A 17,442-nucleotide genomic window follows, 5' to 3' on the forward strand; every position below is an offset into this window, starting at 1 on the left:
TTGAACTTCATTTACCAGTCTCCACCAGCACCACCTCCGTCAAAACCATCACTACCGCCAAAACCGCCCCAATCATCGCCACCACTGCCCCAGTCGCTATTGCGGTCGGAACCACCTCCGCCAAAGCCGCCACCAGGGAAAATAATCCAGCCGCCGCCGGGGCCATAACCACGGTCGTCGTAACGACCACCACCATAATAACCACGTCCGCCGTTGTTGGAACGACGTGACAGCACGGAGAACATGACAATAACTGCGATGATGATGGCCAGCAAGATCAAAAAAGAAATGGCACCACCAGCAGCAGCATTACCTTTGGAATCATTGGTGTATTCACCGGCAGCAACCTTGATGATGTCATTTACAGCACCGTCCAAGCCAGCATAAAAATCACCTTTTTTAAACGCTGGAGTGATGGTGGTTTCAATGATGCGTTTGGAAAGGGCGTCGGTCAGGAAACCTTGTACCCCCACGTTGGTGACGATGCGGATTTTGCGCTCGGCTTGAGCCACATAAATCAGCACCCCATTGTCTTTGTCCTTTTGGCCAATACCCCAGGCTTGAGCCAAACGGAAGGAGTACTCAAAAGCATCCTCGCCTTCCAGGGATCGGTCAATAACTATCGCAATTTGAGTAGAAGTTGAATCTTGGTAAGCCCGCAATTTTTGCTCCAATGCGCTGGATTGGGCCGGGCTCAATACACCCGCGTAATCGTTCACCATCGTTTGTGGACGAGCAGGAATTTCTTTGGCAAAAACCCCATTCAGTAGCCACAGTGAACTCAACAACAACAGCAGGGATTTCATTTTCATCACAATTGGTTTAAGAAAAAGAGCCTACATGTCGTAGGAAATATCATCTGGTAGTTCGTTCGGGTTTTCTTCATCTCCGGCTTGAGCAGGGAAATGTTTGTGTAGTTTGGCACCAATGAGGCGCACACCTGTGCACAAGCCTTCAGCAAAATCCTTGTTGCGGAAGTGTTTTAGCATTTCATCACGTACACCTACCCAAAAATGGTTCATCACCCGATCGTGAATCCCCTTGTCGCCGATTATAACCAACTGATGATCTTTAGGTACGATAAAAATCAACACCCCATTTCGATCCTGGGTATTGGCCATTTTGAGGCGGTCAAATACTCCAAGCGCATCTTCCCAGGCTGTTTTGTGAACTTTACCTTGTAAATGCACGCGAATTTCACCGGTCGTTGCCCCTTCTGCTTCTTTGATGCAGTCGATAACACGCTTTTCTTCGTCGGAGGACAGAAATTTGATCATAATGGCGCGTTGAGTTGAGAAAGGTTGAGATGGTTGAGAAGGTTGAGCTGCTAAATTGGATGTGAGCGCTCATGTCGCTCGCGGCAGCCTAAACTTTCTCAACCTCCCTCAACCTCCTAAACTTTTAGTCAAATTTTACATCCGGAGCATCCTGTGCATTCTGCTCTGCCTGGAATTGAGACTTTTGTTTGAAGCCTGCCATACCTGCAATGAGACTGGCTGGAAAACGACGGACTTTTTTATTGTAGGCCGTAGATACATCGTTGTAATTGTCTCGTGCCACTTTGATGCGGTTTTCAGTACCTTCCAGTTGTGATTGGAGTTCCAAAAACGACTGATTGGCCTTGAGCTCGGGATATTGCTCCGCGATCACCATCAAGCGCCCGAGGGATTGGGAAATTCCACCTTGAGCTTGTTGAAAAGCAGCCAATTGTTCGGGGGTAGCATTCGCAGGATCAATGGTGATGCTGCTTGCTTTCGAACGAGCTTCAATTACTGCTGTAAGGGTACTTTTTTCAAAATTAGCAACTCCTTTTACAGTACTGACCAAATTGGGGATGAGGTCAGCCCGCCGCTGATAAGCAGATTGTACTTTGCCCCATGCATTGTCAACATCTTCGTCGGCATTAACCATTCCGTTGTAGGTACTGCAACCTCCCAAAAGTGCAATCAGTCCCACGAGGATAAGTACTACTGCACTAACTAAATTCTTCATCGTATTGGTTTTTTAGAAGTTTTCAAAATCTGGAACAATATTGGATTGAAAAGAACTGTCCCCGAAAAATTTCCTCCCAATTGCTACAAATTGTCGGCGAATTGGGGCTTTTTTGCTTTGACCAAGGTACAGTTTTTTGTGATAGTTGAGAAGTTGAGGAGTTGAGAAAGTTTAGGTTTCCAACATCGATGCTCAACTTCTCGATTCTAAAAACAATCGAACCAAATCTTCTGCTGCATGAAAGGGCGATTGTTTCTGTGCCTGTACACTTAGCTCCTTCTCTTCCAGCAATGCCCTTACCTGGGGGTGTTGATAAAATTGCTCCCGCAGAGACTGCTGGATGCTTTCGTGCAGCCAGTAACGAGCCTGAGACTGACGCTGGCGCTGAAAAAAGCCATTTGCCTCTGAAAAACGCCTGAACTCTTCTACCAATCCCCATATCTCTGTTATCCCCATTCCACTCAATGCCGAACAAGTCAATACCTGGACGGTCCAATTGCTGGCTTTGGGCGGAAAAAGGTGTAGCGCATTGCGGTAATCTGCAACGGCACGTTTGGCTTTCGGCTGATTGTCTCCATCCGCTTTGTTCACCGCAATAAGATCTGCCATCTCTACTATACCTCTTTTGATGCCCTGAAGTTCATCACCAGCGCCAGGAAGTAGCAATAAAAGAAAAAAATCGACCATAGAGTGTACCGCCACCTCGGATTGACCTACTCCGACCGTTTCGATGATGAGGGTATCAAAACCCGCTGCTTCGCACAAAATCAGGGTTTCCCGTGTTTTGCGGGCCACCCCGCCGAGGGATTCTCCAGCCGCCGAAGGACGGATGTATACGTTGGGATCGATAGCCAGTTTGGCCATCCGGGTTTTATCTCCCAGAATGCTGCCTTTGCTGATTTGGCTACTGGGATCAATGGCCAATACGGCCAATTTGTGGCCATTCGCACTCAGGTTTTGTCCGAGGGCTTCGATAAAGGTGCTTTTCCCCACCCCAGGTACCCCGGTAATCCCAATGCGAATGGAGTTTCCGCTATGCGGCAAACAGGCTTCGATGATCTCGTGAGCCAAAGCCTGATGCCTGGTTTGTTTGCTCTCAATCAAGGTAATGGCCTGACTCAACAAGACCCGATCCCCGTTCAGAATACCCGCGATGTATTCGTCCGCCTGGCTGAGCTTGCGCCTGGTTTTGGGTATCCAGCCCGGATTCAGCGAAGCCGGTTGTGGGATACCTTTTTGAACAGAAGGCGTGGTATGGTCTTTTGGATCTGCCATAGGTTACTGCTACTTGCCTTTAAATTGTGGCTGCCGCTTTTCCAAAAAAGCCTGCACCCCTTCAGCAAAATCAGCACTTGCCCCTGCCTGCCCCTGCAATTCCATTTCCAACTGCAATTGTTGTGCCAAGGAATGACCGTCTGAGTCTCGGATGGCTTGTTTGATCAAACCCAAGGCATAAGTTGGCATGGCAGCCAGTTTTTCTGCTAGCGCCCAGGAGGCAGTTGTGAAGTCTTCATCCGGGTAAACTTCATAAATCATCCCCATATTACGCGCCTCAGTAGCACTGATTTTTTCACCCAACATCATCAAGGCAGTCGCCCGCTGTTTGCCAACCAAACGGGGCAAGGTAAAACTGCCTCCGCTATCTGGCACCAGCCCGATTTTGCTAAAAGCCTGGATAAAACTGGCGGATTGAGTGGCTACCACCAAATCACAAATCAAGGCCAAATTGGCCCCAGCACCCGCTGCAACCCCATTTACGGCGGCTACCACCGGTTTGGGTAGGTTGTTGATTTGTAAAATAATCGGGTTGTAGTGTTCGCCCAATAATTCGTCAAAAGTGGGCGGGTTCGGTTCCTGTAGTTCATTGAGATCCTGCCCTGCGCAAAAAGCCTTGCCCGTTCCGCTGAGGTACACGGCCCGAATTTCGTTGTCACTGGCACAGATTTTCAACGCCTCCTGAAGGGCTTTACCCATCGGTCGATTCAAACTGTTGTACACCGTAGGCCGATTCAAGATCACCCGAGCAACCTGGCCAATTTTTTCAAAAAGGATACTTTCCATTTGGTTTTATTGCATTACGGCTTTGTTCTTTTCAAATGTACTATGGGAAAAAGGATTTTTTGAAAAAAAGTGAATTTCTCATTTCACTTTCTGTTGCTTTGTCTTGTTCTATCTGTACCTTCGAAACCAGACTAATGCTACAAAATTCTTCCCATGGAGAAGCAGTTTATTCAAAAATTGTACGAATCGCATCAACAAGCCCAACAGATGCCTTCGCCTTCGGCGATTTCAACCTGGCTCAACGGCATTTTGGGGCTTTTGTTTCCTGAATTTTCAGACCATCGCTACGCCAATCCCCGTGAATTTGAGCAACATTACCACATGCTCAAATTGGAATTGAATAAAATTCTGGATACCGCCGATGGTACCTTGCACACCAAAGCACCAGAATTGGAGGGCGAGTTTATGTCCTGCCTGCCCAAAGTTCGCGAGTTGTTGATCAAGGACGCGGAGGCCATCCTCAAAGGTGACCCCGCTGCAACTGATCTGCCGGAAGTGATCCGTACCTACCCTGGGTTTTACGCCATTGCGGTGTATCGGCTCTCACACGAGTTGTACGAGATGCGGGTTCCGCTCATTCCCCGGATTTTGACCGAATATGCGCACAGTCGCACCGGAGTGGACATTCACCCTTCGGCTGAAATTGGGGAAAATTTCTGTATTGACCACGGTACCGGAATTGTTATTGGGGGCACCTCAAACATTGGCAACAATGTAAAAATCTATCAGGGAGTTACCCTTGGGGCTTTGAGTGTTAAAAAAGAACTGGCGGCCACCAAACGACACCCGACGATTGAAGACAATGTGGTGATTTACTCCGGCGCTACCATTTTAGGCGGCGAAACCGTGATTGGCAACAACAGCATCATCGGTGGTAACGTATGGGTCACCAAAAGTGTACCACCCTTTAGTCGGGTGTATTACAGCTCCAACGACAGTCACCAGCAAAAATCCAACGTTTAATTATGGCTTCAGTAGCAGACCTGATCGGGAATACGCCTTTGGTGGAAATACGCCACGTCATTCAGAAACCAGGCATCAAGGTATACGCAAAATTAGAAGGTCAAAACCCTGGGGGTAGTGTCAAGGATCGCGCCGCCTATGGCATGATCAAAGGTGCCCTGGATCGGGGCGAGCTCAAACCTGGCATTCGTTTGGTGGAAGCAACCAGTGGCAACACCGGTATCGCGCTGGCCATGATTGCCCGATTGTTTGATGTCGACATTACCCTGATTATGCCCGACAACTCAACCGCCGAGCGGGTACAAACCATGGAAGCATTCGGCGCCGAGGTATTGCTGACTCCAGCGGAACGCACCATCGAGTACTCCCGTGAGCTGGCCGAAGAAATGGTGGCCCAGGGCGGCTACCTCATGCTCAACCAGTTTGCCAACCCCGACAACTGGGGTGCACACTACCGCAGCACTGGCCCCGAAATTTGGCGCGACACTGCGGGCACAGTCACCCACTTCGTTTCCTCCATGGGTACCACTGGCACCATCATGGGGACTTCGCGCTACCTGAAAGAGCAAAGCGAAGCAGTACAAATCGTTGGTGTGCAACCCACGGATGGCTCCAACATTCCTGGAATCCGCCGTTGGTCCCCTGAGTTTTTGCCCGAAATCTACGAAGCTGATAGAGTGGACCGCATTATTGATGTATCTCAAGATGAAGCCATTGCCATGATGCGCCGACTGGCCCAGGAAGACGCCATTTTTGGCGGGGTAAGTAGTGGCGGCGCGGTGGCTGCTGCCTCAAAATTGGCGGAGGAACTGGACGAGGCTGTAATTGTGTGTATCATTTGTGATCGGGGAGATCGGTATTTGTCGTCGGGGGTGTTTGGCAAGTGAGATGTTGGTGCAAATGATGTGTACCTCAGACAAAAGGGCGAATGGTTATGCTAAACATTAATCATCGCGAATTTAGAAAAATCAAACCGCGGTAGCGGTTGAATCTTGAATAGCCGAGGTCGTCCGCGGGCTTAGAGGTTTTGAGCAGTTTCGCAACCGCGGTAGCTGTTGAATTTTGCCTAATTTTGTTCAACCGCTGCCGCGGTTGTGAAACATTCCTCTGGGCATTTTACCGCGGACGACCGCGGCTATTCAAGATTCAATCACTCCGTGATTTTATCTGCTTTCGTTTAATTTATCAGATAGGCATCTCCGCATTAAAACTGAGTTGGCTCGAGTATTCGTTTGTAGTTAATTCAAAATCTTCTTGTTGAAGCACCAATTTTACAACAATACCAATATCAATAGCCTTGTATATGTAAAGAAGGCCTTCTTCATTTTCCAAAAAACTGTTCGGATCATTTTTTATCCTTTCGAAGGATGTGCTAAGCAACGCAAAAACTGCTTCTTTGGGCCAAATTTCTATCAGTTTCTTTCTTGCTTGTAGCATATGTACTACTTCTGAGGTAGGCAATTCTTGAGCCTCAACCCAAGCAAAGTTATCAGTGGCAAGCGTCACTTCCTTTTTTGAAATAAACCAAGTCCTTTCTCCCCCACCCCATTCAAATTCAAGGATTTTTCCTAAAGTAACGTTTTCAAGTTGTTCCAGAACTGTTAAGGTGTAATCATAAGAGCAGGGGTTAATGCCACTTGCCCAAAGCGATTTTGTGTCTTTAAAAAAAAGCCCACTTCTACAAGTTCTACTTATCCCGTCAAACTTATTTACGGCAAAACCTATTTCATATTCAAGCATATCAAAACATTTATCGTTAGTTGTGCGTAGAGGAGTTGGTAGCGGTTATTGGCCATTCTGTATCCCCAAAAGATTGCAATATGTTTGTTTCTTTCATTGGGTATTGCTCAAGCAAAAACTCACTGAAGTTGAAAGGTTGCGAAAGGGGTCTATGCTTATACTGAGAAATAAGAATCGAAGGATTGATATAGGGCCGAAAACCTTTGATCCAAATAGGGTTGTCCCGGTCAATCTCCTCCTCATCAGGGCTCATCTGCATGCCCAAAGCAGCATGTATTTCCCGCAAACAGGCTTCCAGGCGGTAACAATTGTTCCGAGCCAACTCGATTTGCCAATCTAGGTCATGGTTTTTAGCAATGGAAATAGGCACCCAAATCCCTTTGGTTGTTGAGATAACCACTTGTCTTTGAAAAAATCTAATGGCGACCCCTATTAAGTCCTCTTGAATCAAGGGCTCGTTGTTTTCATCATACACCACGCCATACCCTCCGATTTCAATCTCAGTATCAATTTTTTGTTGTTTGATCAACGCTGCAAGTTCAGCCACAAAATCTTCTACATTGTCGGCCTTTATTTCAAACTTTCCCCGTGGGCGATCTTGAACATAAGTAGGGATCAAAAGCTCGTACTTTTTTAAAATGAGTAAAACTTGTTTGATGTCTTCGCAAATCTGAGGACTTGCAATTCGATCAATGAGGTATTGTTCGTACTCAATTGCAGTTGGGTCTTCAAAAAACCAGCTCGTCCAAAAACCCGTGTAAGGAAAATCAGCTTTTTTCATTTGGTGCTACTTATCGGTAGTGTTAACAGGGTTTAAACCCAAAGATACAGGGGGGGCGGAAGTCTACCTTACAGCCTAAAAATAAAAAAGCGAAAAGCCTCAGCAACCAGTATTGAAAAAATACTTTTCGCTTTTCGCTTTTCGCTTTTCGCTTAAAAAATTACTGCAACGCAAATCGCACCACTACCCCACCCGAAGAATCCGTTCTTGGATAACCCGCAGAGGTTTTGGGTTCACTCCGGCGATAATCCACAAAGAAGCGCAGCGACAGGCGCTGGTTCAGTTTGTATTCAGCCGAAGGAGAAATGCTCAGGTTGTAACTACCACGTGTAGGTTCTCGTACCCCTTGATCGAGCAAGTGGTTGAAGGTCACGTCATCGCTGAGGGAGAAGTTGAACTGTAAGTCCAGACCTCTCGGTGCAATGGCCGTACTACCAGGAGTTGAGCCAGGAGCAGGTTTTGGAGCAGGGCGTTTTTTCTTTTTGGTTCCACCAAAAAGAGAGCTGATGTCGAAATCATTGATTTTGTGGCCAAAACCAAAGACAATCTCCTTCCGCCGCGTTTCTGCCAGCTGGTTGCTCACAAAACTCATGGCCAGGTTTCGGGTCAACTTGTAATCGAAGTTGAAAGTCATGCCATTTTTCATGGCCGCGCTCACAGCGATCAGCGGGTTAAACCCTTCCTGAATCACCAATTCGGGTACTTCCAGGCGTGGGTAGAAGTTGTTGTTCAACTCGTTGAGGAAGCCCTGATCACGGGTGCGCAGGAAGTCCAAACCTGTGTTGAACGTATTGATGGTCAAAGCGGACTTGTAACCATGCGTCAAACTGAAACTCTGGAAATACTCCTTAAAGAAAGGCAAACGGCTTAGACCATTGTAGGTAAAGCGCCAGTTGACTTGTGGGAGCAATTCAAACAAATTCAAATTGACGCCCCGGGCGTCTTGTCCGGTATAAGCGGCCAAAAATGCCGGAATCAACACCTCCTGCTGGGTACGCCCATAACCAAAGGTATAGCCTTGTTGAGCCAGGGTTGTATCCACGTGCTCACCATTGCCCAAACGCTGCGAAATGATGACCCGATTGTCCTCAAACGTTTTGAAGAGGGTGCGCAAATCGGCAGTATCACCTTTGAACAAGGTTTTGAGTGCTGAATAAGACATCGTCAAAGTACCCACATCCTGAGGGATAGCGTGTACAAAGCGGGTGTTGTTGTCCAACAAAGTATCCTTGAAGTACTGCGAATGGTTCTGGGTATAACTACGGCTGATGTCCAGGTCGAGACGCATGTCGCGGAAGGGTTCGATGGTCACGCGGGCATCCCAGTTTTGAGTGGATAGCTGGGTTACTTCGCGGTTTTGGAACACACTACTCGACATCCAGCCCTGGTTCGCCGATTTGGCCAACCAGTCTTTTTCGGTACCGTATTCATCTTCCCGCAATTTGGCGATGCGCGGTTGCACACCTGCTACAAAATCCCAGCCTGGGGAATTGAACTGGTTCATCCCCAACAAACGGGAAGCCGGAGTATAACCTGGCACTACCGTATTGTGCTGCTCGGAGTAATTGAAGCGAGCTTTGCGCAAGGACAACAAGGGCCGCAAGATCAGTTTCAACCCTGGAGACAATTCTGCACTGCCTTTTTTCTCTTTATCCTTATCTTCTCCCTGGGTACTACGACGTTCCTGAGTGGATCCTCCCGAGCGGGACACTTGTTCAATTTTCCGCAAGAAAGGGATTTTATTGTACAACTGGTCAAAGTTGAAGTCGGCGTTGGCCTGGATGTTCTGGCCGTTTTGGATCACGTTACCCAGTGAGTCAGTATTCAGGGCTGCTGCGGTCCAGCCGTAGTTGCCCCGGTATTGCCCTTTGATGCCCACCCATTCCATGTAGGGGATCAGCTTGGTTGGCACGGTGTAGTTGAGCGTAAACTCGTGCTGGTAGTTTTTGGTCCGCCCCAGGTTTTTGACGTTGCTCCAGATGCTGTCCCGACGGTAGCGGTTTTGCTCCGCCAAGGGCAGGCCGCGCTCGCGCAATTCCGATTCATCGGGTTCGTCGATCACCGCGTCGTTGGCTGCGTTGAAGTTGAATTTCAAGCCCTTGGTGAAATCCCATTGTAAGTTGTAGTCACGCCCCCAAAGGAATCGTTTGTTGAAGAAGGTGCTATACTTGGGATCCAGATCGGTAAAGCGGTATTTGGTGGTCTGGAACTGTCGATCCATCAAAGAACTAAAAGTAAAGGAGCTGGGGAGTGGATTGAAGTTGAGTTCGGAGATCAGCTTGAGTGCACTGCCCTTGAGTTTTTTCAAAGGCTGAATGTACTTGGTCTGAGTACTGAACTGGTAATTGACCCCAGCGTTGTATTTCTGAATTTCATCACTTTCGATAAAGGGGTCACTGCGTTCTGTTTCTGTATAACCATAACTCAGCGATACGTTGGAAATATCCCAGGGCATCGGTTTGCTCTGGTTTTGGCCACCACGCTCTTTGCGCACATTGGTGAAGTTGTAACTTTTTACGGTGCTGATTTCGCGAGTAGTCCGTTCGATCGAGTCACGCACGGTGGCGTTATCCGTTTTGCGGATTTTTTCCTTCAAAATCACATCCAGGTCGTAAGGGTCGAATTCTGGCGTTTCGACACTACGGGAGTATTGGGCATAAAAAGGCAGACGCAAGTTCCAATCCTTAGGCAAAAACTTATTCAATTCGAGGTTACCCGCGATGTCGAAACCGGAGTTGTCAAAACGGCTACGCTGTTGTACTTTTTGGTCGATGGCACCATAGCCAATGGTTCCAAAATTACCAGCCACGGTTACGTTGCCCAAGTCGGCCATTTGGATGTCCATGCGGGCAATACCTGCTACCCCACCCCGCTCATCGAGACCAGTGAGGCGCATTTCATTGGCCCAAACTACGGCGCCAACGGGGTTAGATTCGCCCCCCAAAGGATTCCGAATACCAATCATTACCGTTTTTGCATTTCCCAGGTTGGGATTTCCTCGTACTTTGATCCAGCGCAGCACTTTTTCCCCATTCTCCAAGGTCACTTCAATTCGCTTAACGTATTCTTCGTCCAAATTGATGGCCTTGTCATTTCGTTCTTCTTTCGCTTGGCGCAGGTCTGCTAATGCAAAATCAAATTCATTTTGCACCTTCCAAACTTCTTCCTTGTAACCTGGTAAAATTGCCGGATTGAAGTTTCTGATGGTGTCTCTCGGTAATTTGCTCGCATCTGAAAAAACCATTGGAATTTCGTACTCGTAATAGTTGTTCTTAAAATCACTGCCCAAACGCACGAAGATGCGCAAACCCGAGGAGTCGCGGGGATTTTCAGAGTCGAAATCTTCAGCATGGACAAACATTTTGAATCGTTCGTACACCCGCATATCCAGTCCAATGTTTTTGAATACGGCTCGTTCGTCGCCTTCACACAAGTTTTGCAAGGTTAAAGAAAGCGACTGTTCGTTTTGCAAGGTATTGATGACTCCACCGACGGATTGTTCACGTTGGATACCAGCGGGCAGTACGTAACCAAATGGACGAGCCTTACTTGGATCAGTGTTTTCTTCGATGTTAACCGCGTCTACCTCAAAAACAGTTCCTGCGTCAATGCTACAAGGAGAGTTGACATCGGGAGATAAGTCCTGGGTGTATTTCCGCCACTGGTTGCGCACAAATTCCATGGTGGCAAAACGGAAGTTGACCTGGGTTTCAAAACCATCGAGGAGAATCCGCATAAAACGAATGGAGCGAAAATCTCGAATCCCCCCAACAGCCCGGTCGAACTGGCTCAGGGGCATGCGGAAACGGTACCAGACCCGGCCATCTTTTTCGATGCGGTCGGTAATAAGTTTCACCCCACCATCGCGCAGTCTGGCAGAATCCTGATTAAGCTCTCCTGGATTATTTTTATCATGGAAAATCGGAATGCGGTATTGAAAATAAGCTTCCGTTTCGTTGAGCGTGTTGTCGTAGTTGAGGTCTTCCGCATCGGGGTTGTTGGTGGAAGAACTTTGGCTTTGGCGGCTGGTGTTGGTTTCAGAGTTGCCTTCCGGGTTGTTGAAGTCGCGGTAACGGGTAACTACGTCCACGTTGGATGGGAAGCTGGGGTCATTCCAAAAGCGGAAGTTGTCACCAGAAGGGTCTTGCTCCAGACGGGCTGCGGCATTGGTATTCACGGCGCGGATAGCATTCAACCAGGGTGCAAATTTTGCCCGTTCACCTGCATCGCTTAAGCCATCCAGACCAACGTCCTGCAAACGGCGCGAAGTGGTATCATTGTCAAAAGCGGCGGTAACCTGCTGGGTGAGGGGTACTTTTGACCAGGAAGTTTCTTTGGTGCGGCGATCTTTGTTGAAGTTACTGGGCAAACCATTTTCAAAAAAACGCAAACCGTCTTTAAGGATATCTTCGGAAATGTTACCCAACTGGAAAGTCAGGTAGCCCTGTTTTTTATCAGCATCAGGTGCTGGGGTAACCATGGAAGTGCCTTCTTCACTGAGGAAGGGGCTAAGCATCCAAAATTCAAGGAATTCGATGTTGGCGGCTTGAAAGTCATTGGTTGTCAAGGCCCGCATCATCCCCCCCCAACGAGATTTAGGATCCTTCAGTAAAGTTTCTCCACCTACAAATGCCAAACCCTTGGAAAAAGCACTACCGTTGGGTTGTTCAAAGTTGTAAGGTCCCCGTTCTTCGGGATTAAAGACCATATCCAGAGTTTGAATATTGGGCAATTCAGTCAGCTGCAATTGGCGGTTAGGGAATACTTCGTTTTGTGGAATAACCCTGGTGTAAGGGTTGACGTTGTCCTGCTGCCCAGAACGAATACCAAAGTTGTCGATGCGGTACCAGCTCAATTTGGCCCGGTTGTAGCCATAGGTTACATCGTCACGGAACAGTGCTTCCGGGCGCGCAGCAGGGTTACCAGGGGTTGGATCCTGAGGTGCACTGGCCAGGTACCAGTTGATCACTGGCTGGCGCAGGTCGAAGGTATTGTTGGCTCCTTCAAAGTCGTCCACATACACGACCCCACCTTTGTCCTTGCGGTTTTGGTTGATTGCTTTGGCGTGACCGGGCCGGATGGCTGCCAATTCACCGGTGAAACTGATGCTGGAAGGTGCCTTGGTTGAAAGAAAAGGGATGGCATCTAGGGCTTTGGTCAACCAGGGTGCGTCCCTTTTGAAGTTGACATCAAGGCCATAAACGTTGTTGTTGATGGGGTCTTCTCCGATGTTTACTTTTTGGGTAAATGGCCGCTCCCAGAGCTTCATGATGGTTGCACCGATATTGAAGTTTTTGTCAATTTCGTAATCGGCACGTAAACCCAACATACTCCGGTTTTGGAAACCAAAAAGGGTATTGTCTTCCAGGGAAACGTTAATTTGAGCGCCCGAAGCCAGGATGGCGTCGTTGAGGATGCGCAAACGCCCCAGGTTGTAGTCGATTTCGTAGTCGCGGCCTTCCACGAGTTGTTGGCCACCACCACTCACTTTGACCGATCCTTGCGGAATGTTAAAGGCCCCCAGAGAGATTTCAGAAGAAACACTCGATTTATAGGTACCCTTGATCACGTAACGGTTTTTCTCCTGGAATTCCTGTGCCCGGAACAAAGTCGAGTCGTACAATTCCTGATAGATGTACTTATTGGCGATATCCGTCGGAGTATCCTTGATTTTTTTGAGGAGGGACGAACCAAAGGGCTCCAAAACCGGGAACATGATGCGTCCAGTGTTGGTGTTGATGGTCAGATCCGGCACAAAGTCAAAGACCCCATCCGGCTGCGGGTCACCCTGAATGTTCAGTACATCCACGTTGAATACGCGCAACAGTGGCACACCTTGCAAATTGGTTTCAGGTAAAAAACGTTTTACCCCTTTACCTGGATCTTCATAATAAATGTCCAGGCGGAATTCCTTTTGATCTACCTGAACGGCACCAGTAGGGTAGATGTTTTTCATCATCAGGTCCCAGGTAGCTACGTCGGTGCGTTGGATGGTGCTTTTGAGCAATTTGACATACAACACGTTCAGCGAAGAGTCGGGACGAATGTTTTCGGAGTTGTTGGACAATTCCCCTACTTTATAGGACCGGCCATTGTAGGTATATTGGTAGGCTACGCCCACGGTTTGGTCGGGCAATACGTTGATGCGCAAGGAAATAAAGCCCAACTCAGGGTGAACTGTATATTCGGTTGGTTTCAACTTACGCGCGGTTACCTTTTCAAAGTCGCGGGTTGGCACCATGCCGAATTGGCTTTGCAGGGTACTGATCGATTTTTCGATGGCACGCGCGTCACCTTGCCCAATCACCCGGTCGTAGAGGTTGTTGGCGCGGTTGTCGGGCAGTGGAATCCCGGTGATGTCTTTAGGTGCTCCGGGGCGAATGTCAACGGAGTTGTTGTTGACCAACCATTCTTCGCGGCCTTCGCCTAAGTCGGCCATGGCTACGATGTCGCGTACGTTATCCACCTCGTTGCGGTCGTTGGTGATCCATACTTCGATGTTTTCCAACTTGAACAAGGAGCGGATTTGGGGTAAGTTCTCCAGGGAAGGTTCGAATACTTCGCGGTTGTAGTGCGAAAGCAAGAAGTGCCGGTTTTCGTCGTATTCGTCAGCCTTGACATCAAATTCCTGTTGTTGGCTACCGCCCTGAATCTGGATGTTTTTGCGCTCCGATTTTTGTTGAGAGACCAGACCCGTCAGGCGCAAGTGGCCAAACTGGAGTTCGGTTTTGATCCCGAAAAGGCTTTGGGCGCCCTGAATCAGGGTTCCTCGCAGGGGCATACTCACGTTACCTGCCTCGATTTTTTTCAGGATATCGTCCTCTCCAAATTTTTGACTGTCATAGTTCAATTTGATCACCTGGTCAAAATCAAAAGCTGCACCCGTATTGTAATTGGTATTGAGGTTGAGCTTTTCCCCAATTTTTCCCTGCACGTTCATTTGAATGTTCATGTCAAAATCGAACAGGAACTGATCGCGTTGGCGCAGGTTCAGGATGGGGTTTTCGAGGCGTTGGTAGTCGTAACCAAAGGTGAGGTCGACGTTACCTTGTGGCTTGATGTCGATGGTATTTCCCCCAAACAAACGATCGATCAAATCTTTTTTGATGTCGATTTTGCTGAAGGGATCCAATGGATTTTTGTCATCCTTTTTGCCTCTGGTCTTGGAGGACAATTCGCGGAAATAAGACGCTTCGTCCTGTTTTTGACGGTACTTGGTGTACTCATCAAAAGTCATGTATGAGGGTGGGCGGAAAAAATCCTCACCAATGCGCTCTTCGATGAGGTAGTTTCCCGAATTAGGGTCGTATTCCACTTTTTTATCAATGGCCTTAGGGTCCTTGATGTCAAAGGGATTGGTTTTGGGCGCATTGATAAAATTGTCTTTGCGGTCCTTGATCGGCACGGTGTCGGTCAAAGCAGCACTGCTTTTCCGGCCAGGCCTGGTGCCAAATTTGAATGTCGGATGATAGGTTACGTCTACCGCGCTCAGGGTAACGGCAATTCCTAACAACAAGCTGAATGGTAAAATTGTCTTATTCATATTAACAAACTGCTGCACACGGGATAATAACGGTTCGGGGTTCAAGAGTTCCAAAGTTTCATCGTTCTAAGACCCTGTAGTAGAACAAGTGTCATGGAACGCTGGTGCTTTAGGGCCCAGGAACCAAAAAATCGGTTTTCCGGAAATAGCTTAGGTGCGTCTTTGGGAGGTAAGGGGGAGCGCTCTGAGGTTAAAGGCTCCCAAAATTCAGGATTAAAGCGTTTTTGCAAACCCAACCCTGGAACCTTGGAACACTTGAACCCTGGAACCCTAATGCCCTTTTTTTATGCAGATAGCTCTCTGAGAGCGAGCTTGATAAGCTGCTCCACACTTTGGATGGCCTGGTCTTTCAGGAGATGATTCAGGACTTTTTGTACCGCTATCTTCTGGAAGCCCAACGCTACCAATGCAGATAACGCCTCTTCCCGGATAGTATTGTTTTGTGAAGGAAATGTTAATGGCAAATCGCCGGAATCTTTCACCAATTTGTCTTTTAAGTCCAGAATGATCCGCTTGGCCATTTTTGGGCCGATGCCTTTTACGGCGCGGAAAACCTGTTCCTGTTCACCGATGATGGCGGCACGCAATTCATCAGCACTAAGCGAGGACAGTACAATTTGAGCGGTATTTGGGCCCACCCCACTGACCGAAATCAGGTGACGAAAAAGGCTACGTTCGGCCTCGTCTGCAAAACCGTACAGCGTATGGCTGTCTTCTTTGATGTGGAGATGGGTTAGAATTTTTACCTCATCTTTTTTCTCAATCTGGCTATAGGTATTCAGGCTAATGTGCACCAAATAGCCCACCCCATTGACATCTACGACTACGTAAGTTGGTGTCCTTTGGGTGATGTCTCCTCTCAAGTATGTAATCATAATGGTAAAGCTGCTAATGAATTGATTTGCTGACGAAATCGGCGGCAAAATTAGTATTTTTATAGATTTCCACTCAACAAATTAACTCTAGAGCAAATCAACAGATTCCCTTTTAAATTCTTATTTTTGCGGCCAAAATCGGAAAAACCATGAAAATTCTATTGCTGGGAAGTGGAGGAAGAGAGCATGCATTGGCCTGGAAACTGCGGCAAAGCCCCCTTTGTGAAGCCCTTTGGATTGCACCGGGCAATGCCGGAACAGCTGAGCTAGGCACGAATATTAGCCTCGATCCCAACGATTTTCCAGCAGTAGCGGCCTTGGTTCAGCAAGAAGGAATCGACATGCTGGTCGTTGGACCGGAGGAGCCTTTGGTACGCGGCATTTATGATTATTTTCAAAATCATTTTCCCAACTTGCCTGTAATTGGCCCTTCACAGATTGGTGCCCAACTGGAAGGTAGCAAGGCTTTTGCCAAAGAATTTATGCTCGAAATGGGCATACCCACCGCTGCATACCGCGAATTTACCGCTGCAACTTTAGAGGAAGGCTTGGATTATATTTTGACCCAAACTCCGCCCATTGTGCTCAAAGCCGATGGTTTGGCCGCAGGAAAAGGGGTGGTCATCTTGGACGATCTACAAGCTGCTCAAGAAGAATTGCGGGAGATGTTGAGCGGAAAATTTGGCGCAGCTAGTGCCAAGGTCGTTATTGAACAGTTCCTCTCTGGCATCGAATTCTCGGTTTTTGCCCTGACTGATGGCAAGGATTATGTCATTTTACCAGAAGCCAAGGATTACAAACGAATTGGTGAGGGTGATACAGGTTTGAATACTGGTGGGATGGGCGCGGTTTCTCCGGTGCCTTTTGTGGATGAGGTATTGATGCAAAAAGTAGAATCCAAAATCATCCGCCCCACGATTGAGGGCCTGGCCAAGCGAGGCATAGTGTACAAAGGTTTTGTCTTTTTTGGCCTGATCAAAGTGGGCAATGAGCCTTATGTGATCGAGTACAATTGCCGCATGGGGGACCCCGAAACCGAGGTGGTAATGCCCCGTTTGCAAAATGATTTGGTAAGCCTTTTCATCGCAACCGAAGAAGGCACGTTGAATCAGCAAAAAATTGTGATGGATCCGCGTTCAGCGGCTACAGTAATACTGGTATCCGGCGGCTATCCGGGTGACTACGAAAAAGGTAAAGTCATCAGCGGTTTGGAACGAGTGGGAGGTAGTATGGTTTTCCAGGCTGGAACAAAAATGGCCGGTTCGGAGATCATCACCAACGGCGGCCGCGTCATTGCGCTGACCTCCTATGGCGATAATTTTGATGAAGCGCTGGTCTTTTCCAATCGCAATGCCGAGGTGATCAAGTTTGAAGGGAAGTATTATCGGCGGGATATTGGGTTTGATTTGCACTAAGATTTAGCCACAAAGAAACGAAGCCACAAAGAACTAGTTGATTCTTTGTGGCTTCGTTTCTTTGTGGCTAAA

The 17,442-nt window shown here is 48.0% G+C and carries 12 protein-coding genes; 3 read left to right on the forward strand and 9 right to left on the reverse strand.

Going from position 1 to position 17,442, the window contains the following annotated elements; translation table 11 throughout:
* Positions 1-11: 11 nt before the first annotated feature.
* The 5 genes from ACO08K_RS00905 to ACO08K_RS00925 all read right to left on the reverse strand — a co-directional run bounded on the left by ACO08K_RS00905 (position 12) and on the right by ACO08K_RS00925 (position 4,053).
* Positions 12-812, reverse strand: coding sequence for a TPM domain-containing protein (locus ACO08K_RS00905; protein ID WP_421794502.1), 801 nt, complete (start codon positions 810-812; stop codon positions 12-14).
* A 24-nt stretch (positions 813-836) separates the two neighbouring features.
* The gene (locus ACO08K_RS00910; protein ID WP_421794503.1) at positions 837-1,277 is read right to left on the reverse strand and encodes a TPM domain-containing protein; all 441 of its coding nucleotides are present in this window, start codon (positions 1,275-1,277) and stop codon (positions 837-839) included.
* A gap of 124 nt (positions 1,278-1,401) precedes the next feature.
* Positions 1,402-1,992 carry a LemA family protein gene (locus ACO08K_RS00915; RefSeq protein WP_421794504.1) on the reverse strand — a complete coding sequence of 197 codons (591 nt, stop codon included), beginning with the start codon at positions 1,990-1,992 and terminating at the stop codon, positions 1,402-1,404.
* Positions 1,993-2,184: 192 nt separating this feature from the next.
* Positions 2,185-3,267: a methylmalonyl Co-A mutase-associated GTPase MeaB gene (meaB, locus tag ACO08K_RS00920; RefSeq protein ID WP_421794505.1), complete on the reverse strand. Its 1,083-nt coding sequence runs from the start codon at positions 3,265-3,267 to the stop codon at positions 2,185-2,187.
* Between the two features lie 9 nt (positions 3,268-3,276).
* Positions 3,277-4,053 (reverse strand): enoyl-CoA hydratase-related protein, encoded by a 777-nt coding sequence (locus tag ACO08K_RS00925; protein ID WP_421794506.1) that lies wholly within the window; start codon positions 4,051-4,053, stop codon positions 3,277-3,279.
* A 153-nt stretch (positions 4,054-4,206) separates the two neighbouring features.
* Here ACO08K_RS00925 and epsC point away from each other — a divergent pair, with 153 nt between their 5' ends.
* Positions 4,207-5,016, forward strand: coding sequence for a serine O-acetyltransferase EpsC (gene epsC / locus ACO08K_RS00930; protein WP_421794507.1), 810 nt, complete (start codon positions 4,207-4,209; stop codon positions 5,014-5,016).
* Between the two features lie 2 nt (positions 5,017-5,018).
* Positions 5,019-5,903, forward strand: a complete 885-nt coding sequence (gene cysM, locus ACO08K_RS00935; protein WP_421794508.1) for a cysteine synthase CysM — start codon at positions 5,019-5,021, stop codon at positions 5,901-5,903.
* A gap of 298 nt (positions 5,904-6,201) precedes the next feature.
* On the opposite strand, the gene ACO08K_RS00940 is transcribed toward cysM, so the two are convergent.
* From ACO08K_RS00940 to ruvA, 4 genes are all read right to left on the reverse strand, one after another.
* On the reverse strand, positions 6,202-6,756 hold the full coding sequence (locus ACO08K_RS00940) for a hypothetical protein (RefSeq protein ID WP_421794509.1): 555 nt from the start codon (positions 6,754-6,756) through the stop codon (positions 6,202-6,204).
* A gap of 16 nt (positions 6,757-6,772) precedes the next feature.
* Positions 6,773-7,537, reverse strand: a complete 765-nt coding sequence (locus tag ACO08K_RS00945; protein WP_421794510.1) for a hypothetical protein — start codon at positions 7,535-7,537, stop codon at positions 6,773-6,775.
* Between the two features lie 160 nt (positions 7,538-7,697).
* Positions 7,698-15,080: a cell surface protein SprA gene (gene sprA / locus ACO08K_RS00950; protein WP_421794511.1), complete on the reverse strand. Its 7,383-nt coding sequence runs from the start codon at positions 15,078-15,080 to the stop codon at positions 7,698-7,700.
* 284 nt (positions 15,081-15,364) lie between these two features.
* Positions 15,365-15,955: a Holliday junction branch migration protein RuvA gene (gene ruvA, locus ACO08K_RS00955; RefSeq protein WP_421794512.1), complete on the reverse strand. Its 591-nt coding sequence runs from the start codon at positions 15,953-15,955 to the stop codon at positions 15,365-15,367.
* Positions 15,956-16,104: 149 nt separating this feature from the next.
* Here ruvA and purD point away from each other — a divergent pair, with 149 nt between their 5' ends.
* Positions 16,105-17,370, forward strand: coding sequence for a phosphoribosylamine--glycine ligase (purD, locus tag ACO08K_RS00960; RefSeq protein ID WP_421794513.1), 1,266 nt, complete (start codon positions 16,105-16,107; stop codon positions 17,368-17,370).
* Positions 17,371-17,442: the final 72 nt, after the last annotated feature.

Source organism: Haliscomenobacter sp., from assembly GCF_965225875.1.
Lineage (GTDB): Bacteria > Bacteroidota > Bacteroidia > Chitinophagales > Saprospiraceae > Haliscomenobacter.

What these genes read in the sequence shown, in the direction of transcription:
- purD (WP_421794513.1), top strand. Translation starts at nt 16,105, where the DNA reads ATGAAAATTCTATTGCTGGGAAGTGGAGGAAGAGAGCATGCATTGGCC.
- ACO08K_RS00910 (WP_421794503.1), bottom strand. Translation starts at nt 1,277, where the DNA reads ATGATCAAATTTCTGTCCTCCGACGAAGAAAAGCGTGTTATCGACTGC.
- meaB (WP_421794505.1), bottom strand. Translation starts at nt 3,267, where the DNA reads ATGGCAGATCCAAAAGACCATACCACGCCTTCTGTTCAAAAAGGTATC.
- ACO08K_RS00925 (WP_421794506.1), bottom strand. Translation starts at nt 4,053, where the DNA reads ATGGAAAGTATCCTTTTTGAAAAAATTGGCCAGGTTGCTCGGGTGATC.
- cysM (WP_421794508.1), top strand. Translation starts at nt 5,019, where the DNA reads ATGGCTTCAGTAGCAGACCTGATCGGGAATACGCCTTTGGTGGAAATA.
- ACO08K_RS00940 (WP_421794509.1), bottom strand. Translation starts at nt 6,756, where the DNA reads ATGCTTGAATATGAAATAGGTTTTGCCGTAAATAAGTTTGACGGGATA.
- sprA (WP_421794511.1), bottom strand. Translation starts at nt 15,080, where the DNA reads ATGAATAAGACAATTTTACCATTCAGCTTGTTGTTAGGAATTGCCGTT.
- epsC (WP_421794507.1), top strand. Translation starts at nt 4,207, where the DNA reads ATGGAGAAGCAGTTTATTCAAAAATTGTACGAATCGCATCAACAAGCC.
- ACO08K_RS00905 (WP_421794502.1), bottom strand. Translation starts at nt 812, where the DNA reads ATGAAAATGAAATCCCTGCTGTTGTTGTTGAGTTCACTGTGGCTACTG.
- ACO08K_RS00945 (WP_421794510.1), bottom strand. Translation starts at nt 7,537, where the DNA reads ATGAAAAAAGCTGATTTTCCTTACACGGGTTTTTGGACGAGCTGGTTT.
- ACO08K_RS00915 (WP_421794504.1), bottom strand. Translation starts at nt 1,992, where the DNA reads ATGAAGAATTTAGTTAGTGCAGTAGTACTTATCCTCGTGGGACTGATT.
- ruvA (WP_421794512.1), bottom strand. Translation starts at nt 15,955, where the DNA reads ATGATTACATACTTGAGAGGAGACATCACCCAAAGGACACCAACTTAC.